Raw genomic sequence first — 18,045 nt, forward strand, 5'->3', positions numbered from 1 at the left:
AGACCCGCACGCAATAGTTGCACGTGCAATAGTGTTCGTCGAAGCCGATCTTGAGGCGCTACAGATGCAGCGCAGAGTGTAAATGAGACCGTCGATGCAGGAAGGACGGTATGGGACCCGCCGAACCGCGAATCGAGCCGACGCCCCGCTTCGCGATCATCGGGTATGCGGCGAGATTCCCCGGCGCGCGGGACGCCGATGAGTACTGGGACCTGCTGCGCGAAGGCCGTGACGCGATCTCCGACGTGCCCGTCGACCGCTGGGACGCCGACGACTTCTTCGATCCCGAGCCCGGGTCGCCGGGCAAGGTAATCACCCGCCGTGCGGGATTCCTCGACGACGCGACCGGGTTCGACGCGCCCTTCTTCGGGATGTCGGCGCGCGAGGCCAGGATGGTGGACCCGCAGCACCGGCTCCTGCTCGAGACGGCCTGGTGCGCCGTGGAGCACTCGGGTATCGCGCCGACGACGCTGGCCGGCACCGACACGGGCGTCTTCGTGGGGCTGGCCACCCACGACTACCTGGGCATGGTCTCCGACGAGCTGACGTACCCCGAGATCGAGGCCTATATGGCGATCGGGACGTCGAGCGCCGCGGCCGCGGGCCGCATCAGCTACCGGCTGGGGCTGCAGGGTCCGGCCGTCGCGGTCGACACCGCGTGCAGTTCGTCGCTGGTGGCCATCCATCAGGCGTGTCAGGCGCTGCACCTGGGTGAATGCGACCTCGCGTTGGCCGGTGGGGCGAACGTGCTGCTCACCCCGGCCACCATGATCACGTTTTCCAATGCCCGCATGCTCGCGCCGGACGGCCGGTGCAAGACCTTCGACGCGGCCGCCGACGGCTATGTGCGCGGTGAGGGCTGCGGCGTCATCGTCGTCAAGCGCCTGGAGGACGCGGTGCGCGACGGCGACCGGATCCGGGCCGTGATCCGCGGCAGCGCCGTCAATCAGGACGGCGCATCGGGCGGGTTGACGGTGCCCAACGGTGTCGCGCAGCAGCGTGTCATCGCCGATGCGTTGAAGCGGGCCGGCCTTCGCCCCGGCGACGTCGGATATCTGGAAGCGCACGGCACGGGGACGTCGCTGGGCGACCCGATCGAGGCGCAGGCCGCGGGTGCGGCGTTCGGCGAGGGGCGCGAACCCGGGCGGCCGCTGCTGATCGGGTCGGCCAAGACCAACATCGGTCATCTCGAGGCGGCCGCCGGAATCGCCGGCGTACTGAAGGTCGTCCTGGCCCTCGAGCACGAGGTCCTGCCCAAGCACCTCAACTTCGAGAACCCGTCGCCGCACATCCCGTGGGACCGGCTCCCGGTCGAGGTCGTCACCGACACCATCCCGTGGAAACGCGACGACAGGCCGCGGATCGCCGGGGTGAGCTCGTTCGGGTTCGCGGGCACTAACGCGCACGTGATCCTCGAGGAGGCTCCCGAGGCGCCTGCTGTCGTACCGGAGCAGGCGCCGACCGCACCGCGATTCGGCATCCTTCCGCTGTCGGCGCGCACCCCCGCCGCGCTCAGGCAGACCGCCGACCGCGCTCGCGCCTGGATGAGCGAGCACCCCGACGCCACGCTGGCCGACGTGTGCTTCACGGCCGGTACGGCCCGCGCGCACTTGGAACATCGTGCCGCGCTGGTGGTCAACTCGACCGGCTCGGCCACCGATCTTCTCGCGGCGATCGCCGAGGACCGTCCGGCGCCCGGTCTGGTTCGCGGAGAATCTCACGAGGCGCTGAAAACAGCTTGGCTGTTCACCGGCCAGGGCAGCCAGTACCCCGGGATGGCCCGCGAGCTGTACGACACCGAGCCGGTGTTCGCCGACACGATGCGCCGGTGCGCGGCGGCGGTCGCCGACGTGCTCGAAAGGCCGTTGCTGGACGTCATTTTCGATGTCGCGAGTCCGCAGGCCGACGAAACGCTGCGCCGGACGTCGTACGCACAGCCGGCGTTGTTCGCGGTCGAGATGGGCCTGGCCCGCCTCTGGCAGTCGTGGGGTCTTGAGCCCGACGTCGTGCTGGGCCACAGCGTCGGCCAATACGCGGCGGCCTGCGTCGCGGGCGTGTTCAGCCTCGAGGACGGCGCTCGGCTGATGGCCGAACGGGGACGGCTCTTCGGCAGCCTGCCCGACGGCGGCCGAATGGTCGCGGTGTTCGCGGCGGCCGAGCGGGTCGAGAAGCTGACCGACAACTTCCCTGCCCTGTCGGTGGCGGCCTACAACGGCGCCAACACCGTGCTGTCCGGACCCGCGGCGGACCTGGACGAGGCCGTCGCCCGTCTGGCGACCGACGGGGTCCGCTGCGACTGGCTCGACACCAGCCATGCATTCCACTCGGCGCTGTTGGATCCGATTCTCGACGAGTTCGAGTCATCTGCGCAGCGGTTCACTTTCGCTGCTCCGCAACGGATTCTGATCGACAACCGCACCGGTGCAGCGCTTGGCAGGAGCGTCCAGCTCGACGGCGCCTACTGGCGCAGACACGCACGTCAGCCGGTCGAGTTCGCCAAGAGCGTGCGCACGCTCGCCGAGCTGAACTGCAAGATGCTGATCGAGATCGGACCGCGGCCCGTGCTCGCCGCCGCCGCTTTGGCGGCATGGCCAGACGCCGCCACGGCGCCGAGGGTGATCGCGTCCCTGCGGCCCAACACCGCCGACCAGCGGCAGATCACCGAAGCGCTCGCCGACGCCTATGTCCTGGGCCACCTGCCCGATTTCGACGCGCTTCGGCAACCGAATGCGCGCAAGCTCGATCTGCCGACCTATCCGTTCGAGCACCGCGAGTACTGGTTCAGCGACGACCGGCGACCCGTCGCCTGGCACCACAAGAACGAACGACCGGCCGCGGCACCGGAACGCACGCAGGACCAGCCCACAGACGATCGCTACGAGATCCGTTGGGAGCCAGCGGCTCCGCCGTCGGCCCCCGAGCGCCAGGAGTGCGCGTGGATCGTCGTCACCGACGACGCGGACGCCGCCCGCCCGCTGGTCGACGCCCTGACGAGCCGCGGCGAGAGCCATCGGATCGTCGGCTTGCCGATGACCGACGCCGACGAGACGGAATTCGCGGCCACGGTGCGCGCCGCAAGTCACGACGCCGCGGCGTTGCGCATCGTGCAGGCCGCCGCCCTGGACTCCCCGCGGGCACCGTCCATGCGGTCGCTGCTGCGCATACAGCACCGCGTGCTCGGCGGTACGCGGCGACTCCTCCGCGCTGCGGCCGACGCCGAACCGCGGCCGTCGGTCTGGATCGCCACCCGCGGGGCACAACGAGTCGCCGAATCCGACACCGTGGCTCCCGAACAGACTTGCCTGTGGGGCTTCGGACGAGCCGCGTCGTTGGAACTGCCGCAGGTGTGGGGCGGCTTGGCCGACCTGGCGGAAGACACGGCCGCCGAATGGTCAACGCTGCTGGAGCGCATCGCCGCGTCCGCCGGTTCGGGTGCCAGGGACGATCAGCTCGCGATCCGCGGCTCAGAGGTCTACGTACCGCGACTTACTCGACGCGCGGCGCACGGTGCATCCCTGTCTATCCGTTCTGATGCAACGTATCTGGTGACGGGCGGCCTGGGCGCGATCGGGCTGGAGGTCGCCGCATACCTCGCCGGACAGGGCGCCAAGCACCTGGTGTTGACCAGTCGACGCACCCCCGACGACGCCACGCAGCACACCATCGACACACTGGCCGCACGACACAACGCCGATGTCCGTGTCATCGCCGCCGATGTCGCCGACGCGCACGATGTGGCACGCCTGTTGGCCACCGTGGACGCCGAGCTACCGCCGTTGGCGGGCATCGTGCACGCCGCAGGTGAGATCGGCACCACGCCACTGACCGGCCTCGACGATGCCGAGGTCGACCGCGTCTTCGCTGGAAAGGTCTGGGGCGCCTGGCATCTGAGTGAGGCGGCGGTCGATCTGCGCCTCGACTTCTTCATCACCACCTCCTCCATCGCCTCGGTGTGGGGTGGGTTCGGTCAGACCGCGTACGGCGCGGCCAATGCGTTCCTCGACGGGTTGGCGTGGCGGCTGCGCGAGCAGGGTGTCCCGGGATGCAGCGTGAACTTCGGCCCGTGGTCGTCTGGTATGGCCGATGCGGAGTCGCGTGCACGCCTGGAACAGCGCGGGGTGCGCACACTTTCGCCTACCGAGGCGCTGGCGGGCATGGCCGATGTGGTGGGGTCGTCCTCGGCGCAGGGAGTCGTGGCCAGGATCGACTGGGACCGTTTCCTGCCGCTCTACCAGCAGGCCGGCCGACGCGGCTTCCTGGCGGAGATGGAGCGCGAGGCACCCGCCGCGGTGCCGGCGGTGCCGTCGTCGGGTACGACCGAGCTGGTCGAGCGGCTGACCAAAGCGCCTGTGCAGCAGCGTAAGCGGCTGCTGACTGATTACCTGCGTCACGCGGTCGCGGAGGTCACGCGCGTCGATGCCGCCGAGGTCCGCGAGGAGGCGGGCTTCTTCGACCTGGGCCTGGACTCGCTGATGGCCGTCGAACTGCGCCGCCGCCTCGAACAGGGCGTCGGTAAGGAGATTCCGGTCACGCTGGTGATGGACCACCCGCGGATCTCCGACGCCGCTGACTACCTGCTCGGTGACGTGCTCGCGTTGAGCCGACAGGCCGGTCCGGAGCCTCGACCGGCGTCGGTCGTGCCGTCACGCACCGACGAGCCGATCGCGATCGTCGCGGTGTCGTGCCGTTTTCCCGGGGCGCCGAACCCGGAGGCGTTCTGGGAACTGCTTGCCGGCGGGGTGGATGCGATCCGAGAGGTCCCCGATGACCGGTTCGACATCGACGAGTTCTACGACCCCGACCCCGAGGCCGCCGGCAAGACGTACACGCGCTTCGGCGGGTTCCTCGACGGGATAGACGGATTCGACCCCGAGTTCTTCGGCATTTCACCGCGTGAGGCTCTCTGGATCGAGCCGCAGCAGCGGCTGATGCTCGAAACGGTGTGGGAGGGCCTCGAACGAGCGGGGTATGCCCCCGCCGACCTGCGCGGCAGCCGGACCGGTGTCTTCGCGGGTGTTGCCGCCAACGAGTACGCGCATCTGCTGTCCTCGGAGTCGGTCGACAAGATCGAGCCGTACTTCATCACGGGCAACGCGCTCAATGCGATCTCCGGCCGCGTCGCCTTCGCCCTCGGGCTCGAGGGACCGGCGGTGGCCGTCGACACCGCATGCAGTTCTGCGTTGGTCGCTGTTCACCAGGCCGTGCAGGCACTGCGCTCCGGCGACTGCGACATGGCACTGGCCGGCGGGGTGAACGTCCTGCTGAGTCCGGTCACGGTGATCGCCGCCTCACGCGCGCGGATGCTCTCCCCCGTCGGACGGTGCAAGACTTTCGACGCCTCCGCCGACGGGTATGTGCGCAGCGAGGGCTGCGGCATTCTCGTGCTCAAAAGGCTGAGTGACGCCGAGCGAGACGGCGACCGCATCTGTGCGATCATCCCCACCAGCACGGTCAACCAGGACGGTGCCTCGAGCGGTCTGACGGTGCCCAACGGTGGTGCGCAGCAACGGCTTATCAGCTCGGCGTTGGCCCGTGCGGGCCTGACGGGCGGGGACGTCGACTATCTCGAGGCACACGGGACCGGCACCCCCCTGGGGGATCCGATCGAAGTGCAGGCGGCCGCTGCCGTATACGGGGCCTCGCGCGACCCGAACCGCCCGCTCCTGATGGGCTCGGTGAAGACCAACATCGGCCACCTCGAGTCGGCGTCGGGAGCGGCGGGCCTGATCAAGGTCGTGTTGTCGCTTCAGCACGAGGCGATCCCGAAGAGCCTGCACTTCCAGGAGCCTTCCCCGCACATCCCGTGGGACTCGCTGCCGGTCCAGGTCGTCGACGAGGCCAGGCCGTGGCAGACCAACGGCAGGCCGCGGCGCGCGGGCGTGAGCTCCTTCGGCTTCACCGGAACGAACGCCCATGTGATTGTCGAGGAGGCGCCGCCGTCGACGACCGAGGACGAATACTCGTCGGAAGGCGCTCCGGTCGAACCGGCCGATGTCAGACAGTCGCTCAACGTACTGCCGCTGTCCGCCCGCTCGCCCGAGGCGCTGGTCGCACTGGCCCAGCGGTACCGCGACTGGCTGGACGCGAATCCGAAGGTCGATGTCGCCGACGTCTGTTACACCGCAGGCGTCGGGCGTTCGCACTTCGAGCACCGCGGCGCGTTGGTCGTCGACTCGGTGCAGGGCGCCGGTGAACTCCTTACCGACCTGAGCGAGAACCGCGTCCGACCCGGGGTGGTGCGCGGCGAATGCACCGCCTGGCCGACCACCGCGTGGCTGTTCACCGGCCAGGGCAGCCAGTACCCGGGGATGGCACGCGAATTGTTCGAGTCCGAGCCGGTTTTCGCCGACACCCTGAAACGATGCGCGGAAGCGATCGACGGGATGCTGCCCCGTCCCCTCCTCGACATCCTGTTCACCGCGGACCGGCAGACCGGACTTGTCCTGCGGCACACGTCATACGCACAGCCGGCACTTTTCGCGGTCGAGATGGGACTGGCCCGGTTGTGGCAGTCGTGGGGCATCGAACCCGATGTGGTGCTGGGGCACAGCGTCGGCCAGTACGCGGCGGCCTGTGTGGCGGGAGTGTTCGGTCTCGAGGACGGCGCCAGGCTGATCGCCGAACGCGGCCGCTTGTTCGGCAGCCTGCCCGACGGCGGGCGCATGGCCGCGGTGTTCGCCGACGCCAAGCACGTCGAGGATGTGGTCGGCGAGTTCCCGCGGGTTTCAGTCGCCGCGTACAACGGCCCCAACACCGTCGTGTCGGGTCCCGGCGAGGACGTGGAACAGATCGTCGACCGGTTCACCGACGACGGCATCCGCTGCACCGCGCTGGAGACCAGCCACGCCTTCCACTCCGAGCTGCTGGATCCCGTACTCGACGAATTCGAGTCGTACGCGGCGCGTTTCGGGTTCGCCCCGCCGACGGTGCCGCTGGTCTGCAACCGCACCGGCGCCGTACTCACGGGTCACGCCAACCTCGACGCGCAGTACTGGCGGCGTCACTCGCGCCAGCCGGTCCAATTCGCCGAAAGCGTGCGCACCGTGGCCGCGCTGGGCTGCTCGGTGCTGATGGAGATCGGTCCGCAACCGGTGCTGACCGGCGCGGCGGTACAGGTGTGGCCCGAGCACCTGGCTGCCCCCCGCCCGATCGTCTCGCTGCGCAAGGGCGTCGGCGATCGCCGCCAGATCGCCGACGCGCTGGCCGCCGCGTACGTCGGCGGCCTGCGGCCCAATTTCGCAGCGCTGCACCCCAGGACCCGCCGCAGACTGGAACTGCCCACCTACCCGTTCCAGCGCCGCCGGTTCTGGCCCAAGACCGCGGGCAGCGCGATCGAGGGTGGGGGCAGCGCCGCGTCCGGAATATTGGGCAGTGCAAAGGATCTCGCCTCAGGTGACACCGTCTACACGAGCAGGTTGTCGGTGCGGTCGCAGCCGTGGTTGTCCGACCATGTCATCTACGGCACCGTCGTCGTGCCCGGCGCGACGTATGCCGCTATGGCGCTGACCGCGGTCGGCGCCCCGGCACGGGTCCGCGACGTCTTCTTCTACGAGCCGATCATCCTGCCCGAGAAGGCTTCTCGCGAGCTTCAGCTGACGCTGCGGCCCGGTGAAGGCTCCGGTGAGACCGGTGACGAGTGGCGATTCCAGGTCCACAGCCGGCCGTACGGTGAGCGCGGCGCCGAATGGTCGTTGAACGCCGACGGCACCGTCGCGAGCGGCCGGGGCGAGCACCCGGCGCCGGAAGCCGCAATCGACGAGGCGATCGAGCGCTGCAACCGCATGCGTCCGCAGGACCTGTTCGAGACCTTCGCGGACATGGAACTGGCATGGGGGCCGACCTGGTCGGGTTCGCTGAAGTCGGTGTGGCTCGGCGGCGGTGAGGCCATCGGGGACATCGTCGTCGGCGACGAACTGGCCGAGCATCTGGGCAGCGAACCGATGCACCCGGTGCTGATGGACCTGTGCACCGGCGTCGCCTTTCCCGCGTTCCCGGCGCTGCTCGCGGCCGAACAGGGCGTCAACGACCTGTTCTTGCCGCTTCGCTACGGGCAGGTGGTGCTGCACGAGAAGATGCCGCGACGGTTCTACTGCCGCGCCCGCTGGCACGCCAGTGAACTCGACAGCGAAACACAGGTCTTCGACCTCGATTTCGTCAGTCGCGACGGCCGCCCACTCGGCGGGATTCGCGAGTTCACGGTGAAACGCGCGCCCCGTGAGGCACTGCTGCGCGGACTCGGCGGCGATGCCACCCGACTGCTGTACACCCTCGGCTGGCATGAGGTGCCGCTACCGGTCACCGACATCGCAACACCCGAAGGCACGTGGCTGATCGCGGGATTCGACGAACTGGCCGCGGCCGTGCCCGGTTGCATCGCCCACGACCGGCGGACCAATGCGCAATCGCTGGGCCGACTGCTGGCCGACGCGCACGGGCGCGGACTTCCGTTCTCCGGTGCGGTGTGGCGCGCGACCGCGGCACCGCCCGACGAGGCGAGCGCCGATGCGGCCGCCCGGATCGAGCGCGACGTCGCCGATCTGCTCGACGCGGTGCACACCGTCCAGCGCGGTGAGGCGAAACTGCCGGGCGGAATGTGGATCGTCACCGAACGTGCCGTGGCCACCGAATCAGGCGAACCCGTCGACCCGGTACAGGCGGCGCTGTGGGGATTCGGCCGCACCGCGATCAACGAGGAACCGGCGCTGCGCTGCACACTGGTCGACTGCGACGGCTCACCCGAGGCTGTGCGCGCAGTCGCCGGCCTGCTGGCCTCCCCGGTCGGCGAGCCGGAACTCGCGCTGCGCCAGGGGAAGTTGTTGGCGTCGCGGCTGCTGCCCTGGGCCAGGAGCGGTCACCTCACGGTGCCGCGGTCGAGCGATTACGTCCTGGGGCCGACCGAGCGCGGCGCCATCGACAACTTGCGGCTGGTCCAGGCCGACGTATCGGCGCCGGCGGAGGGTTACGTGCAGGTCCGCGTGGAGGCGGCGGGCCTGAACTTCCGCGACGTGCTCAACGTTCTCGGCCTGTACCCCGGCGATCCCGGACCCATCGGCGGCGACTTCGCCGGTGTGATCACGCAATTGGGCGACGGCGTCTCAGGCCTGAAGGTAGGCCAACGCGTCTACGGCTTCATGCAGGGGGCGTTCGCCAGTCGGTTCAACGTCCCGGCCCAGTTGGTGGCGGCGGTTCCCGACGGGCTGGATCCCGTCGCCGCAGCCACCATCCCCGCCGCAGCGCTCACGGCGCGGCTGGCATTCGATTGGGCCAAGCTGCGGCCCGGTGACCGCGTGCTCATCCACGCCGCCAGCGGTGGCGTTGGCCTGGCCGCCATCCAGATGGCGCAGCAGCACGGCGCCGTCGTTTTCGCGACCGCCAGCACCTACAAGCGTGCTGCTCTGCGGGAGATGGGCGCCGAGTACGTCTACGACTCGCGCACAACCGATTTCGCTGACCAGATTCTGGCCGATACCGACGGTGCGGGCGTCGACGTGGTGCTCAACAGCCTGACCAACGACGGCTTCATCGAAGCGACGGTGCGGGCCACCGCCTCCAATGGCCGCTTCGCCGAGATCGCCAAACGCGACATCTGGACCCCTGAACAGATGGCGGCGATCCGACCGGACATCGCCTACGAGGTCGTCGCGCTGGACACGGTCACCTACCAGGAGCCCGAGCGCATCCGCACGCTGCTGACCGAGGTGTCGCACGGGCTGGCCAACGGGCAGTGGGCACCGCTGCCCGCCGAGATCTATCCGCTGACCGAAGCGAGGACCGCGTTCCGCCGCATGCAGCAGGCGCGCCACATCGGCAAAATCGTGCTGCAGATCCCGAACCCGTTGCAGCCGAAGCCCGATCGGAGTTATCTGATCACCGGGGGCCTCGGGGCGATCGGTCTGCACACCGCGGCGTACCTGGCGCAACTCGGGGCCGGCGACATCGTGCTGACCAGCCGTCGCAAACCCGACGCCGATGCGCAGCACGCGATCGATGAGATCACCGAACGCTACAAGTGCCGCGTCCACACCTTCGCGGCCGATGTCGGCGAGGAGGCCGAGGTCGTCGGGCTGCTCGACCGGATCCGCGCGGAGTTGCCGCCGCTGGCCGGGGTGGCGCACCTGGCGGGGGTTCTCGATGATGCCCTGCTCAGCCAGCAGGATGTCGATCGATTCCGGAAGACGCTGCGGCCCAAGGCTTTCGGCGCCTACCACCTGGACCGGTTGACGCGAGCCGACGAGCTGGACTTCTTCATCGTCTCCTCGTCGGTGTCCAGCGTCTTCGGATCGCCCGGACAGGCCAACTACGCGACGGCCAACGCGCTGCTCGACGGTCTGGTCGCGCGGCGCCGCGCCGAGGGTTTGCCCGCCACCGCCGTCAACTTCGGGCCGTGGGCCGAGGGCGGTATGGCGTCGTCGGAAGCCGTGCGCGCCAACCTCAACGCCCAAGGTCTGGCGCCGCTGCCCCCGTCGGCCGCACTCACCGCGCTCAGCGAGGTCGTGGCGAACGGCACCGGCCAGGCGACCGTCGTCAAGGCCAACTGGCAGCGGGCCGCGAAGCTGTTGGGTGCTGCCCGGCCGCCGATCCTGGACCTCGTGCTGCCTCGCCCCGAAGGCGAAACCACCGGCGACAGCGAGCTACTGCGCCAGTTGCAGGAGATCCCGGTGCCGCAACGCGCGGCGTTTGTCACCGAGTTCCTGCAGCGCGAGGTGCAGAGCTTCCTGCGGTTGGCACAGGCGCCCGCGGCAACCAGCCGCTTCTTGGACCTCGGGACCGACTCGCTGATGGCGATCGAACTGCGCAACCGGTTGCACAGTCAGTTCGGTGGCGCGTTCACCATCAACGCGACCGCGGTGTTCGACTATCCGACCATCGGCGGGCTGGCCGAGTACCTGGTCGGCCAGCTGCCGGATGCCGAGACTGCCGAACCGTCAGGGTCGCAACCCGAGTCGACGGAGCCGTCCGAACCTCAGTAGCCGAGCGCATCTGTCGCCGATTTCTGCAGCAGGGCTGCTGCAGGCGACGTTTTGCGACCATGGCGCAGAAATCGCGAGGCAAAGAGCGGGTAAGCGGGAGAGCTATGCCCAGCGCTGCGCCTGCACCTCGGGCGGCAGCGTCGTCTGCAGCGGCGCGTCGAGCCCGTCGTAGATGCCCGGCTTCTGTTCTACGAGCCAGGCAAGCGCGCCGAGCAGTCGATTGGCGGCCGTGGTGTTGCCGCCGTCGGCGCGGGTACCGCCGGGCACATCGGCGCGCGTGGTGATCGTCAATCGTGGATCGCCGTCGATGATCACGCGGTGGTCGCCGACGCCCTCATCGGGATACGGCCAGTCCGGCGCACACGACGAGTGGATGCGGGTGATGTGATCGATGACGATGCGTTCGCGTCCGCCCGACTTGCCGATCACCTTCAACCAGAACGCGCCTTGCGTGCCTTTCTCGAATCGGCCCATCACCGTCTCGACGGGCTCCTCCAGCGGGCGTCGTTCGATCTCCTCGGCGATCTCGTCGATCTCCATTCCGAGGGTGCGGCCCACCAGCCGAATGTTGCCGCCCCACACCATCGTCGGGATAGACGGAAGCAACATCATCGGGGTCTCGTCCATCGATCCCCCAAAACCACACGACACCTTCACCGCGAACGGCTGGTTGTAGGTGGAGTAGTCGAAGATCTCCTGGCAGTGGATGCTGTTGATCCTGGTGCACAGACCGGCGGCGATCACCGCGAGCGCGTCGTTGCCCCAGCCCGGGTCGACGCCGCTGACAAGCAGCGTGCAGTTGCCTTCCTCGGCGGCGCGGGTGAGCCGGTCGACCCATTCAGGTGGCGCCGAACGCGGGTCGTAGAGCGAGTACAGCGACGGCGTCACCACATGCCTGCCCGCCCGCAGGCAGCGTTCGATGTCGGCGACGGCGTCGTCCGGTCGAATGTCGCCGGAAGCCATGTAGGCGACGGCATCACAGTCGGCGAGCGCCGCGTCGACGTCGGTGGTGGCGGTGACGCCGGTCGACCCGTCGAGTGCGGCGAACGCGGCGGCGTCCTTGCCCGCTTTGTCCGGCGATGACGTGATGACGCCGGCCAGTGTCAGGCCCGGAAAGGCCACCGTCGAGCGGATGGCCGCCGCCCCCATGTTGCCCGTCCCCCAGACCGCGATACGAAGCATCGCAACACCCTATCCGGACCGGCGTGACGATTCTCACAATGGGCGTCAGCGCCTGGCCAGACACCTGTCAACTGCGGATTTCGGTTCCCCGACCAACCGGGCGGTTAGTTAGGTCCCGGAAATTGTTACGAGGTGGTTTGAGTTGAAGTTACTGATGGGTATAGTTCGGGCAGTTACTGGTGGGTAACTTAAGCAAGAAGTACCCAACCAACAGTGGCCGTCTCACCGAGGAGGAACCGTGAGCCACTATAAGAGCAACGTTCGTGACCAGGTATTCAACCTTTTCGAGGTCTTCGGCGTTGACAAGGCGCTTGGCGAGGGTGACTACGCCGAACTGGACGTGGACACCGCCCGCGAGATGCTCGGCGAGATCGCCCGGTTGGCTGAGGGCCCGATCGCCGAGTCGTTCGTCGACGCAGACCGCAACCCGCCGACGTTCGACCCCAACACCCACTCGGTGACGCTGCCCGACTCGTTCAAGAAGTCGATGCGCGCGCTGCTCGAGGGTGGCTGGGACAAGGTCGGCCTTTCCGAGGAACTCGGCGGCATGCCGATGCCCCGCGCGCTGCAGTGGGCGCTGATCGAGCACATTCTCGGCGCCAACCCCGCTGCCTACATGTACGCGATGGGCGCGGGCATGTGCGAGATCTTCTACAACAACGGCACCGACGAGCAGAAGAAGTGGGCCGTGCTGGCCGCCGAGCGCAACTGGGGCGCCACCATGGTGCTGACCGAGCCCGATGCGGGTTCCGACGTCGGCGCCGGCCGCACCAAGGCCGTGCAGCAGCCCGACGGCACCTGGCACATCGACGGCGTCAAGCGCTTCATCACCTCGGGCGACTCCGACGACCTGTTCGAGAACATCATGCACCTGGTGCTGGCCCGCCCCGAGGGCGCAGGCCCGGGCACCAAGGGCCTCTCGCTGTTCTTCGTGCCGAAGTTCCACTTCGACCCGGAGACCGGTGAGCCCGGCGAGCGCAACGGTGTCTTCGTCACCAACGTCGAGCACAAGATGGGCCTGAAGGTCTCGGCCACCTGTGAGCTGTCCCTGGGGCAGCACGGCACCCCGGCCGTCGGCTGGCTGGTCGGCGAGGTGCACGACGGCATCGCGCAGATGTTCGACGTCATCGAGCAGGCCCGAATGATGGTGGGCACCAAGGCGATTGCGACGCTGTCGACCGGCTACCTCAACGCGCTCGAGTACGCCAAGGAGCGTGTGCAGGGCGCCGACATGACGCAGATGACCGACAAGACGGCTCCGCGTGTGACCATCACGCACCACCCCGACGTGCGTCGTTCGCTGATGACCCAGAAGGCCTATGCCGAGGGACTGCGCGCGCTGTACCTCTACACGGCGACCTACCAGGATGCCGCGGTGGCCAAAGCCGTGCACGAGATCGACGCCGAGCTCGCCGCGCGGGTCAACGACCTGATGCTGCCGATCGTCAAGGGTGTCGGCTCCGAGCAGGCCTACGCCAAGCTGACCGAGAGCCTGCAGACCCTCGGCGGATCGGGCTTCCTACAGGACTACCCGATCGAGCAGTACATCCGTGACGCCAAGATCGACTCGCTCTACGAGGGCACCACGGCCATCCAGGCGCAGGACTTCTTCTTCCGCAAGATCGTCCGCGACAAGGGTGTGGCGCTGGCTCACGTGGCCGGCCAGATCGAGCAGTTCGTCAAGAACGAGTCGGGCAACGGCCGACTCAAGGCCGAGCGTGCGCTGCTGGCGACCGCGCTGGAGGACGTCCAGGCGATGGCGGCCTCGCTCACCGGCTATCTGATGGCGGCGCAGGAGAACTCGACCGAGCTGTACAAGGTCGGCCTGGGTTCGGTGCGCTTCCTGATGAGCGTCGGCGACCTGGTCATCGGCTGGCTCCTGCAGCAGCACGCCGCGGTGGCCGTCGACAAGCTCGACGCGGGTGTGGCCGGTGACGACCGCGCCTTCTACGAGGGCAAGGTCGCAGTGGCGTCGTTCTTCGCGAAGAACTTCCTGCCGATGCTCACCAGCACGCGTCAGATCATCGAGAACCTCGACAATGAGGTGATGGAACTCGACGAGGCGGCCTTCTAAGAGCCTTCAGTCGCTTCGCTGAAACAAAACGCCCCCGGTCTCTTCCCGGGGGCGTTTTGCATCGGAATCAAGTTCACATAAGGGCGGGTTCGGGAGGACACCAGGTGCGTCACATCAGTCTCGCGCGGTCGGCTTTCAACCCTTGCCGACTCTTCGGAAAAGTCACTCCCGAACCCGTCGTGCGACCGATCGTACGCCCGTGATCTCGATCACACCAGTGCGAATTTTCTTCGGTCAGGCGTCCCTGGACCGCAACAGCGCCCGGGTGCGCGCACGCGCCTCGGGGTCTGAGTCGAAGACGCTGGCGACGAACTCGTCGACACCGGCAGCGCCCAGTTCGTCGAGCCGCTGAGACACCGACTCCTCGTCGCCGATGATCGCGGCGTCGGCGGGTTCTGCGTAGCCCTCGCGGTCGAGCATGGCGCGGTACGACGGCAACTGTCCGTAGATGGCGAACTCCTCGGCGGCTTCAGCCCGGGCGCCATCGACGTCGTCGGTGACGCTGATCGGCAATGACGCCACCACCCGAACCGAGGCCTCGTCGCGGCCCGCCTCCACTGCGGCCGTGCGCAGGGTCGGGACGACGTGGTCGGCCAGCGTCCTGGGACCCGTCATCCACGTCATCGTCCCGGCACTGCGACGACCGGCCAGGCGCAGCATCTGCGGGCCGAGTGCTGCGAGGTAGACGTCGGGCCGCGGAGCGCCGGGCACCTTCAATGAGCCTCGGGTCGTCCAGATATCTCCGGAGGCGTCGGCGGGCTCGCCGGCCAGCAGGGGCAGCAGCGCGTCGAGGTACTCGCGCATCTGCCGCACCGGTTTGTCGTACGAGATGCCCCACACCCCTTCGGTCACCATGCGATGGCTCAACCCGATGCCCAGGGTGAAGCGGCCGCCGGCGATGGCATTCAGCGTCAGCGCGCGCTGCGCCAGTTGGGTGGGGTGCTGCACCTGAATCGGGATAACCCCTGAAGCCACCTCGATGGTGTCGATCTCGCGAAACGCGACGGCCAGAATCGTCAACAGGTCGGGGTCGTAGGGCAGCTGCGCCATCCACACCCGTCGAAATCCCTCGTCGTGCAACGACGTCAGCTTCGTCAAGACGCCGTCGAGCGGCGAGCGGCCGTCGGCATCGGTGATGAGTCCGGTGAGGGCGACACTGATCTGCACCCCTCCATCGAAGCACGACCGGCGGCGAGCCTTCCCGCGTGCTGGAGGCGGTCTGAACATACTGGGCCATGACGACCGAGTTGGCGCGGCTACAACACCTCGGACCCAACTGGTTCGCCTCGGTGATGGGCACCGGCATCGTCGCCACCGCCGGCGCCACGCTGCCCGTGCACGTCCCCGGACTGCACGTGTTCTCGCGCGTGGTGTGGGTCTTCGCGGCGCTTCTGCTCGTGGTGCTCGGCATCGCGGTCAGCGTGCAACGGATCCGGCACCCGGTGGCCGCGCGTGGACATGTCCGCAATCCGCAGATGACGCATTTCTACGGAGCGGCGCCGATGGCGTTGCTAACCGTGGGCTCGGGCGCGCTGCTGATCGGCAAGGATCTGATCGGCGAGAGAGCGGCTGTCGACCTGGCGTGGGTGTTGTGGACGGCAGGCACCGTCGGAGGGCTGTTCACCGCGGCGACCATCCCGTTTCTGATGTTCACGCAGCTCAACGTCGAGCCCGACGCCGCGTTCGGTGGCTGGTTGATGCCGGTGGTGCCGCCGATGGTGTCGGCCGCCTCGGGTGCGCTGCTGATCCCGCACATGGATCCGGGGACCGGGCGCGCGACGATGCTCTACGGGTGCTACGCGATGTTCGGCCTGTCGTTGTTCGCGGCCTTGATCATCATCACGATGATCTGGAGCAGGCTGGCGCTGTACGGCACCTCGGGCACGGCGCGGGTGCCCACACTGTGGATCGTGCTCGGCCCGCTCGGACAGGGCATCACCGCGGCCGGGCTGCTCGGTGCGCACGCCGGGGCGGCGGTGTCGACTGAGCTGGCCGACGCGATGAATGTGTTCGCGGTGCTGTTCGGCGTGCCGGTGTGGGGTTTCGCGGTGTTGTGGATCGTGCTGGCCACCGAACTGACCGTGCGCACGATGCGCCGTGGGATGCCGTTCGCGTTGACGTGGTGGAGCCTGACGTTCCCGGTCGGAACCTTCGTCACCGGAACCACGCAACTGGCGAACCACACCGGCCTGCCCGCGTTCCACGTGGCCGCCGCCGTCGCCTACGCCGGTCTGTTGGGCACGTGGGCGCTGGTCGCGGTCCGCACGATGGGCGGCAGTTTCCGCGGTGCCCTGTTCGCGCCGGCGGCTGCCGGGCCGATCAAGGCGAAAAAGGATCCTCCGCCGGCCTGAGGCCCGAAAAGTTAAGAGCCCCGTGCTGCCGTCGGGTCGGGGGGTCAGACGGCAGCACGGAGCTATCCGGTGTATCGGTGCGTTTCCGGGGGGCGTTACACGCTGCCGTCAGTATTTTTTGGCGGTCCTGCCGGGCTGGTCAGGCTTCCAGAATGGCCGCCACGCCCTGCCCGCCGGCGGCGCAGATCGAAATCAGCCCGCGCACCGATTGACCGGTCTCTTTCTTCTTCTCGGCCAGCTGCTTGGCCAACTGCGACACGATCCGCCCGCCGGTCGCGGCGAACGGATGGCCCGCCGCCAACGACGACCCGTTGACGTTGAGCTTCGACCGGTCGATCGACCCGAGCGCGGCATCCAAGCCGAGGCGTTCCTTGCAGTACTCCTCGGACTCCCACGCCTGCATGTGCGCGAGCACCACCGACGCGAACGCCTCGTGGATTTCGTAGAAGTCGAAGTCCTGCAGGGTCAGGCCGTTGCGGGCCAGCAGCCGCGGCACCGCATAGGTCGGCGCCATCAGCAATCCGTCCTTGCCGTTGACGTAGTCCACTGCGGCGGTCTCCGCGTCGACGAAGTAGGCGAGCGGTTCGATGCCATGCGCCGAGGCCCACTCGTCGGTCGCCAGCAAGGACACCGAGGCGCCGTCGGTCAGCGGCGTGGAGTTGCCCGCCGTCATCGTCGCGTCGCCGTTGCGGACACCGAAGACAGGCTTGAGCTTGGCCAGCTTCTCGGCCGAGGAGTCGGGACGCAGGTTGTTGTCGCGGTACACGCCGAGGAACGGCGTGACCAGGTCGTCGAAGAAGCCGCGGTCGTAGGCGGCGGTCATGTTGCGGTGACTGGCGGCGGCCAACTCGTCCTGGTCGACGCGCTTGATGCCCATTTCCTTGGCGGTGACGGCGGCGTGCTCGCCCATCGACATGCCGGTGCGGGGCTCGCTGTTGACCGGGATCTGGATGCCCACCGAGGCGGGTAGTTTGCCCACTAGCTTGAGCCGGTCGACGTTCGACTTCGCACGGCGCAGCCCGAGTAGCGTGCGGCGAAGGTCGTCGCCGAGCGCGATCGGCGCATCCGAAGCGGTGTCGACGCCGCCGGCCGCCGCGACCTCATAGCGACCCGCGGCGATGCCGTCGGCCGCGGAGATGGCCGCCTGCAGGCCCGTGCCGCACGCCTGCTGGATGTCGAACGCGGGCGTGTAGGAGGAGAGCGCGCTGCCGAGCACGCATTCGCGGATCAGGTTGAAGTCGCGGCTGTGCTTGAGCACGGCACCGCCGATCACCGCGCCGAGCGTCTCCCCGTCGAGGTTGAAGCGCTCGATCAGGCCGCCCAGGGCGGCGGTGAACATGTCCTGGTTCGACGCATTGGCGTACGCGCCATCGGAGCGGGCGAAAGGAATTCTGTTGCCACCGAGGATGGCGACGCGTCGGCGGGTATCACTAGGCATGCACCCATAGTACCCACCCTTCTTACTCTG

6 protein-coding genes are annotated in these 18,045 nt (G+C 68.4%); 3 read left to right on the forward strand and 3 right to left on the reverse strand.

Translation table 11 applies throughout. The features are described 5' to 3' along the window. The first annotated feature begins 110 nt into the window (after positions 1–110). On the forward strand, positions 111–10,970 hold the full coding sequence (locus A5759_RS01265; RefSeq protein ID WP_068192872.1) for a type I polyketide synthase: 10,860 nt from the start codon (positions 111–113) through the stop codon (positions 10,968–10,970). 102 nt (positions 10,971–11,072) lie between these two features. Here the strand turns inward: A5759_RS01265 and A5759_RS01270 are convergent, their stop codons facing one another. Beyond that, on the reverse strand, positions 11,073–12,152 hold the full coding sequence (locus A5759_RS01270; RefSeq protein ID WP_068192874.1) for a dihydrodipicolinate reductase: 1,080 nt from the start codon (positions 12,150–12,152) through the stop codon (positions 11,073–11,075). A gap of 238 nt (positions 12,153–12,390) precedes the next feature. On the opposite strand from A5759_RS01270, the gene A5759_RS01275 reads away from it, so the two are divergent. Next, complete coding sequence (locus A5759_RS01275) at positions 12,391–14,226, forward strand: acyl-CoA dehydrogenase (protein WP_068192878.1); 1,836 nt, start codon at positions 12,391–12,393, stop codon at positions 14,224–14,226. Between the two features lie 234 nt (positions 14,227–14,460). On the opposite strand, the gene A5759_RS01280 is transcribed toward A5759_RS01275, so the two are convergent. Further along, positions 14,461–15,393 carry a TIGR03564 family F420-dependent LLM class oxidoreductase gene (locus tag A5759_RS01280; RefSeq protein ID WP_231984497.1) on the reverse strand — a complete coding sequence of 311 codons (933 nt, stop codon included), beginning with the start codon at positions 15,391–15,393 and terminating at the stop codon, positions 14,461–14,463. 68 nt (positions 15,394–15,461) lie between these two features. Here A5759_RS01280 and A5759_RS01285 point away from each other — a divergent pair, with 68 nt between their 5' ends. Beyond that, positions 15,462–16,577: a TDT family transporter gene (locus A5759_RS01285; RefSeq protein ID WP_068192885.1), complete on the forward strand. Its 1,116-nt coding sequence runs from the start codon at positions 15,462–15,464 to the stop codon at positions 16,575–16,577. Between the two features lie 139 nt (positions 16,578–16,716). On the opposite strand, the gene A5759_RS01290 is transcribed toward A5759_RS01285, so the two are convergent. Continuing rightward, complete coding sequence (locus A5759_RS01290; protein WP_068192887.1) at positions 16,717–18,015, reverse strand: acetyl-CoA C-acetyltransferase; 1,299 nt, start codon at positions 18,013–18,015, stop codon at positions 16,717–16,719. Between the last annotated feature and the right edge of the window lie 30 nt (positions 18,016–18,045).

Origin of the sequence: Mycobacterium sp. 852014-52144_SCH5372336, from assembly GCF_001665615.1 — a bacterium.
Lineage (GTDB): Bacteria > Actinomycetota > Actinomycetes > Mycobacteriales > Mycobacteriaceae > Mycobacterium > Mycobacterium neumannii_A.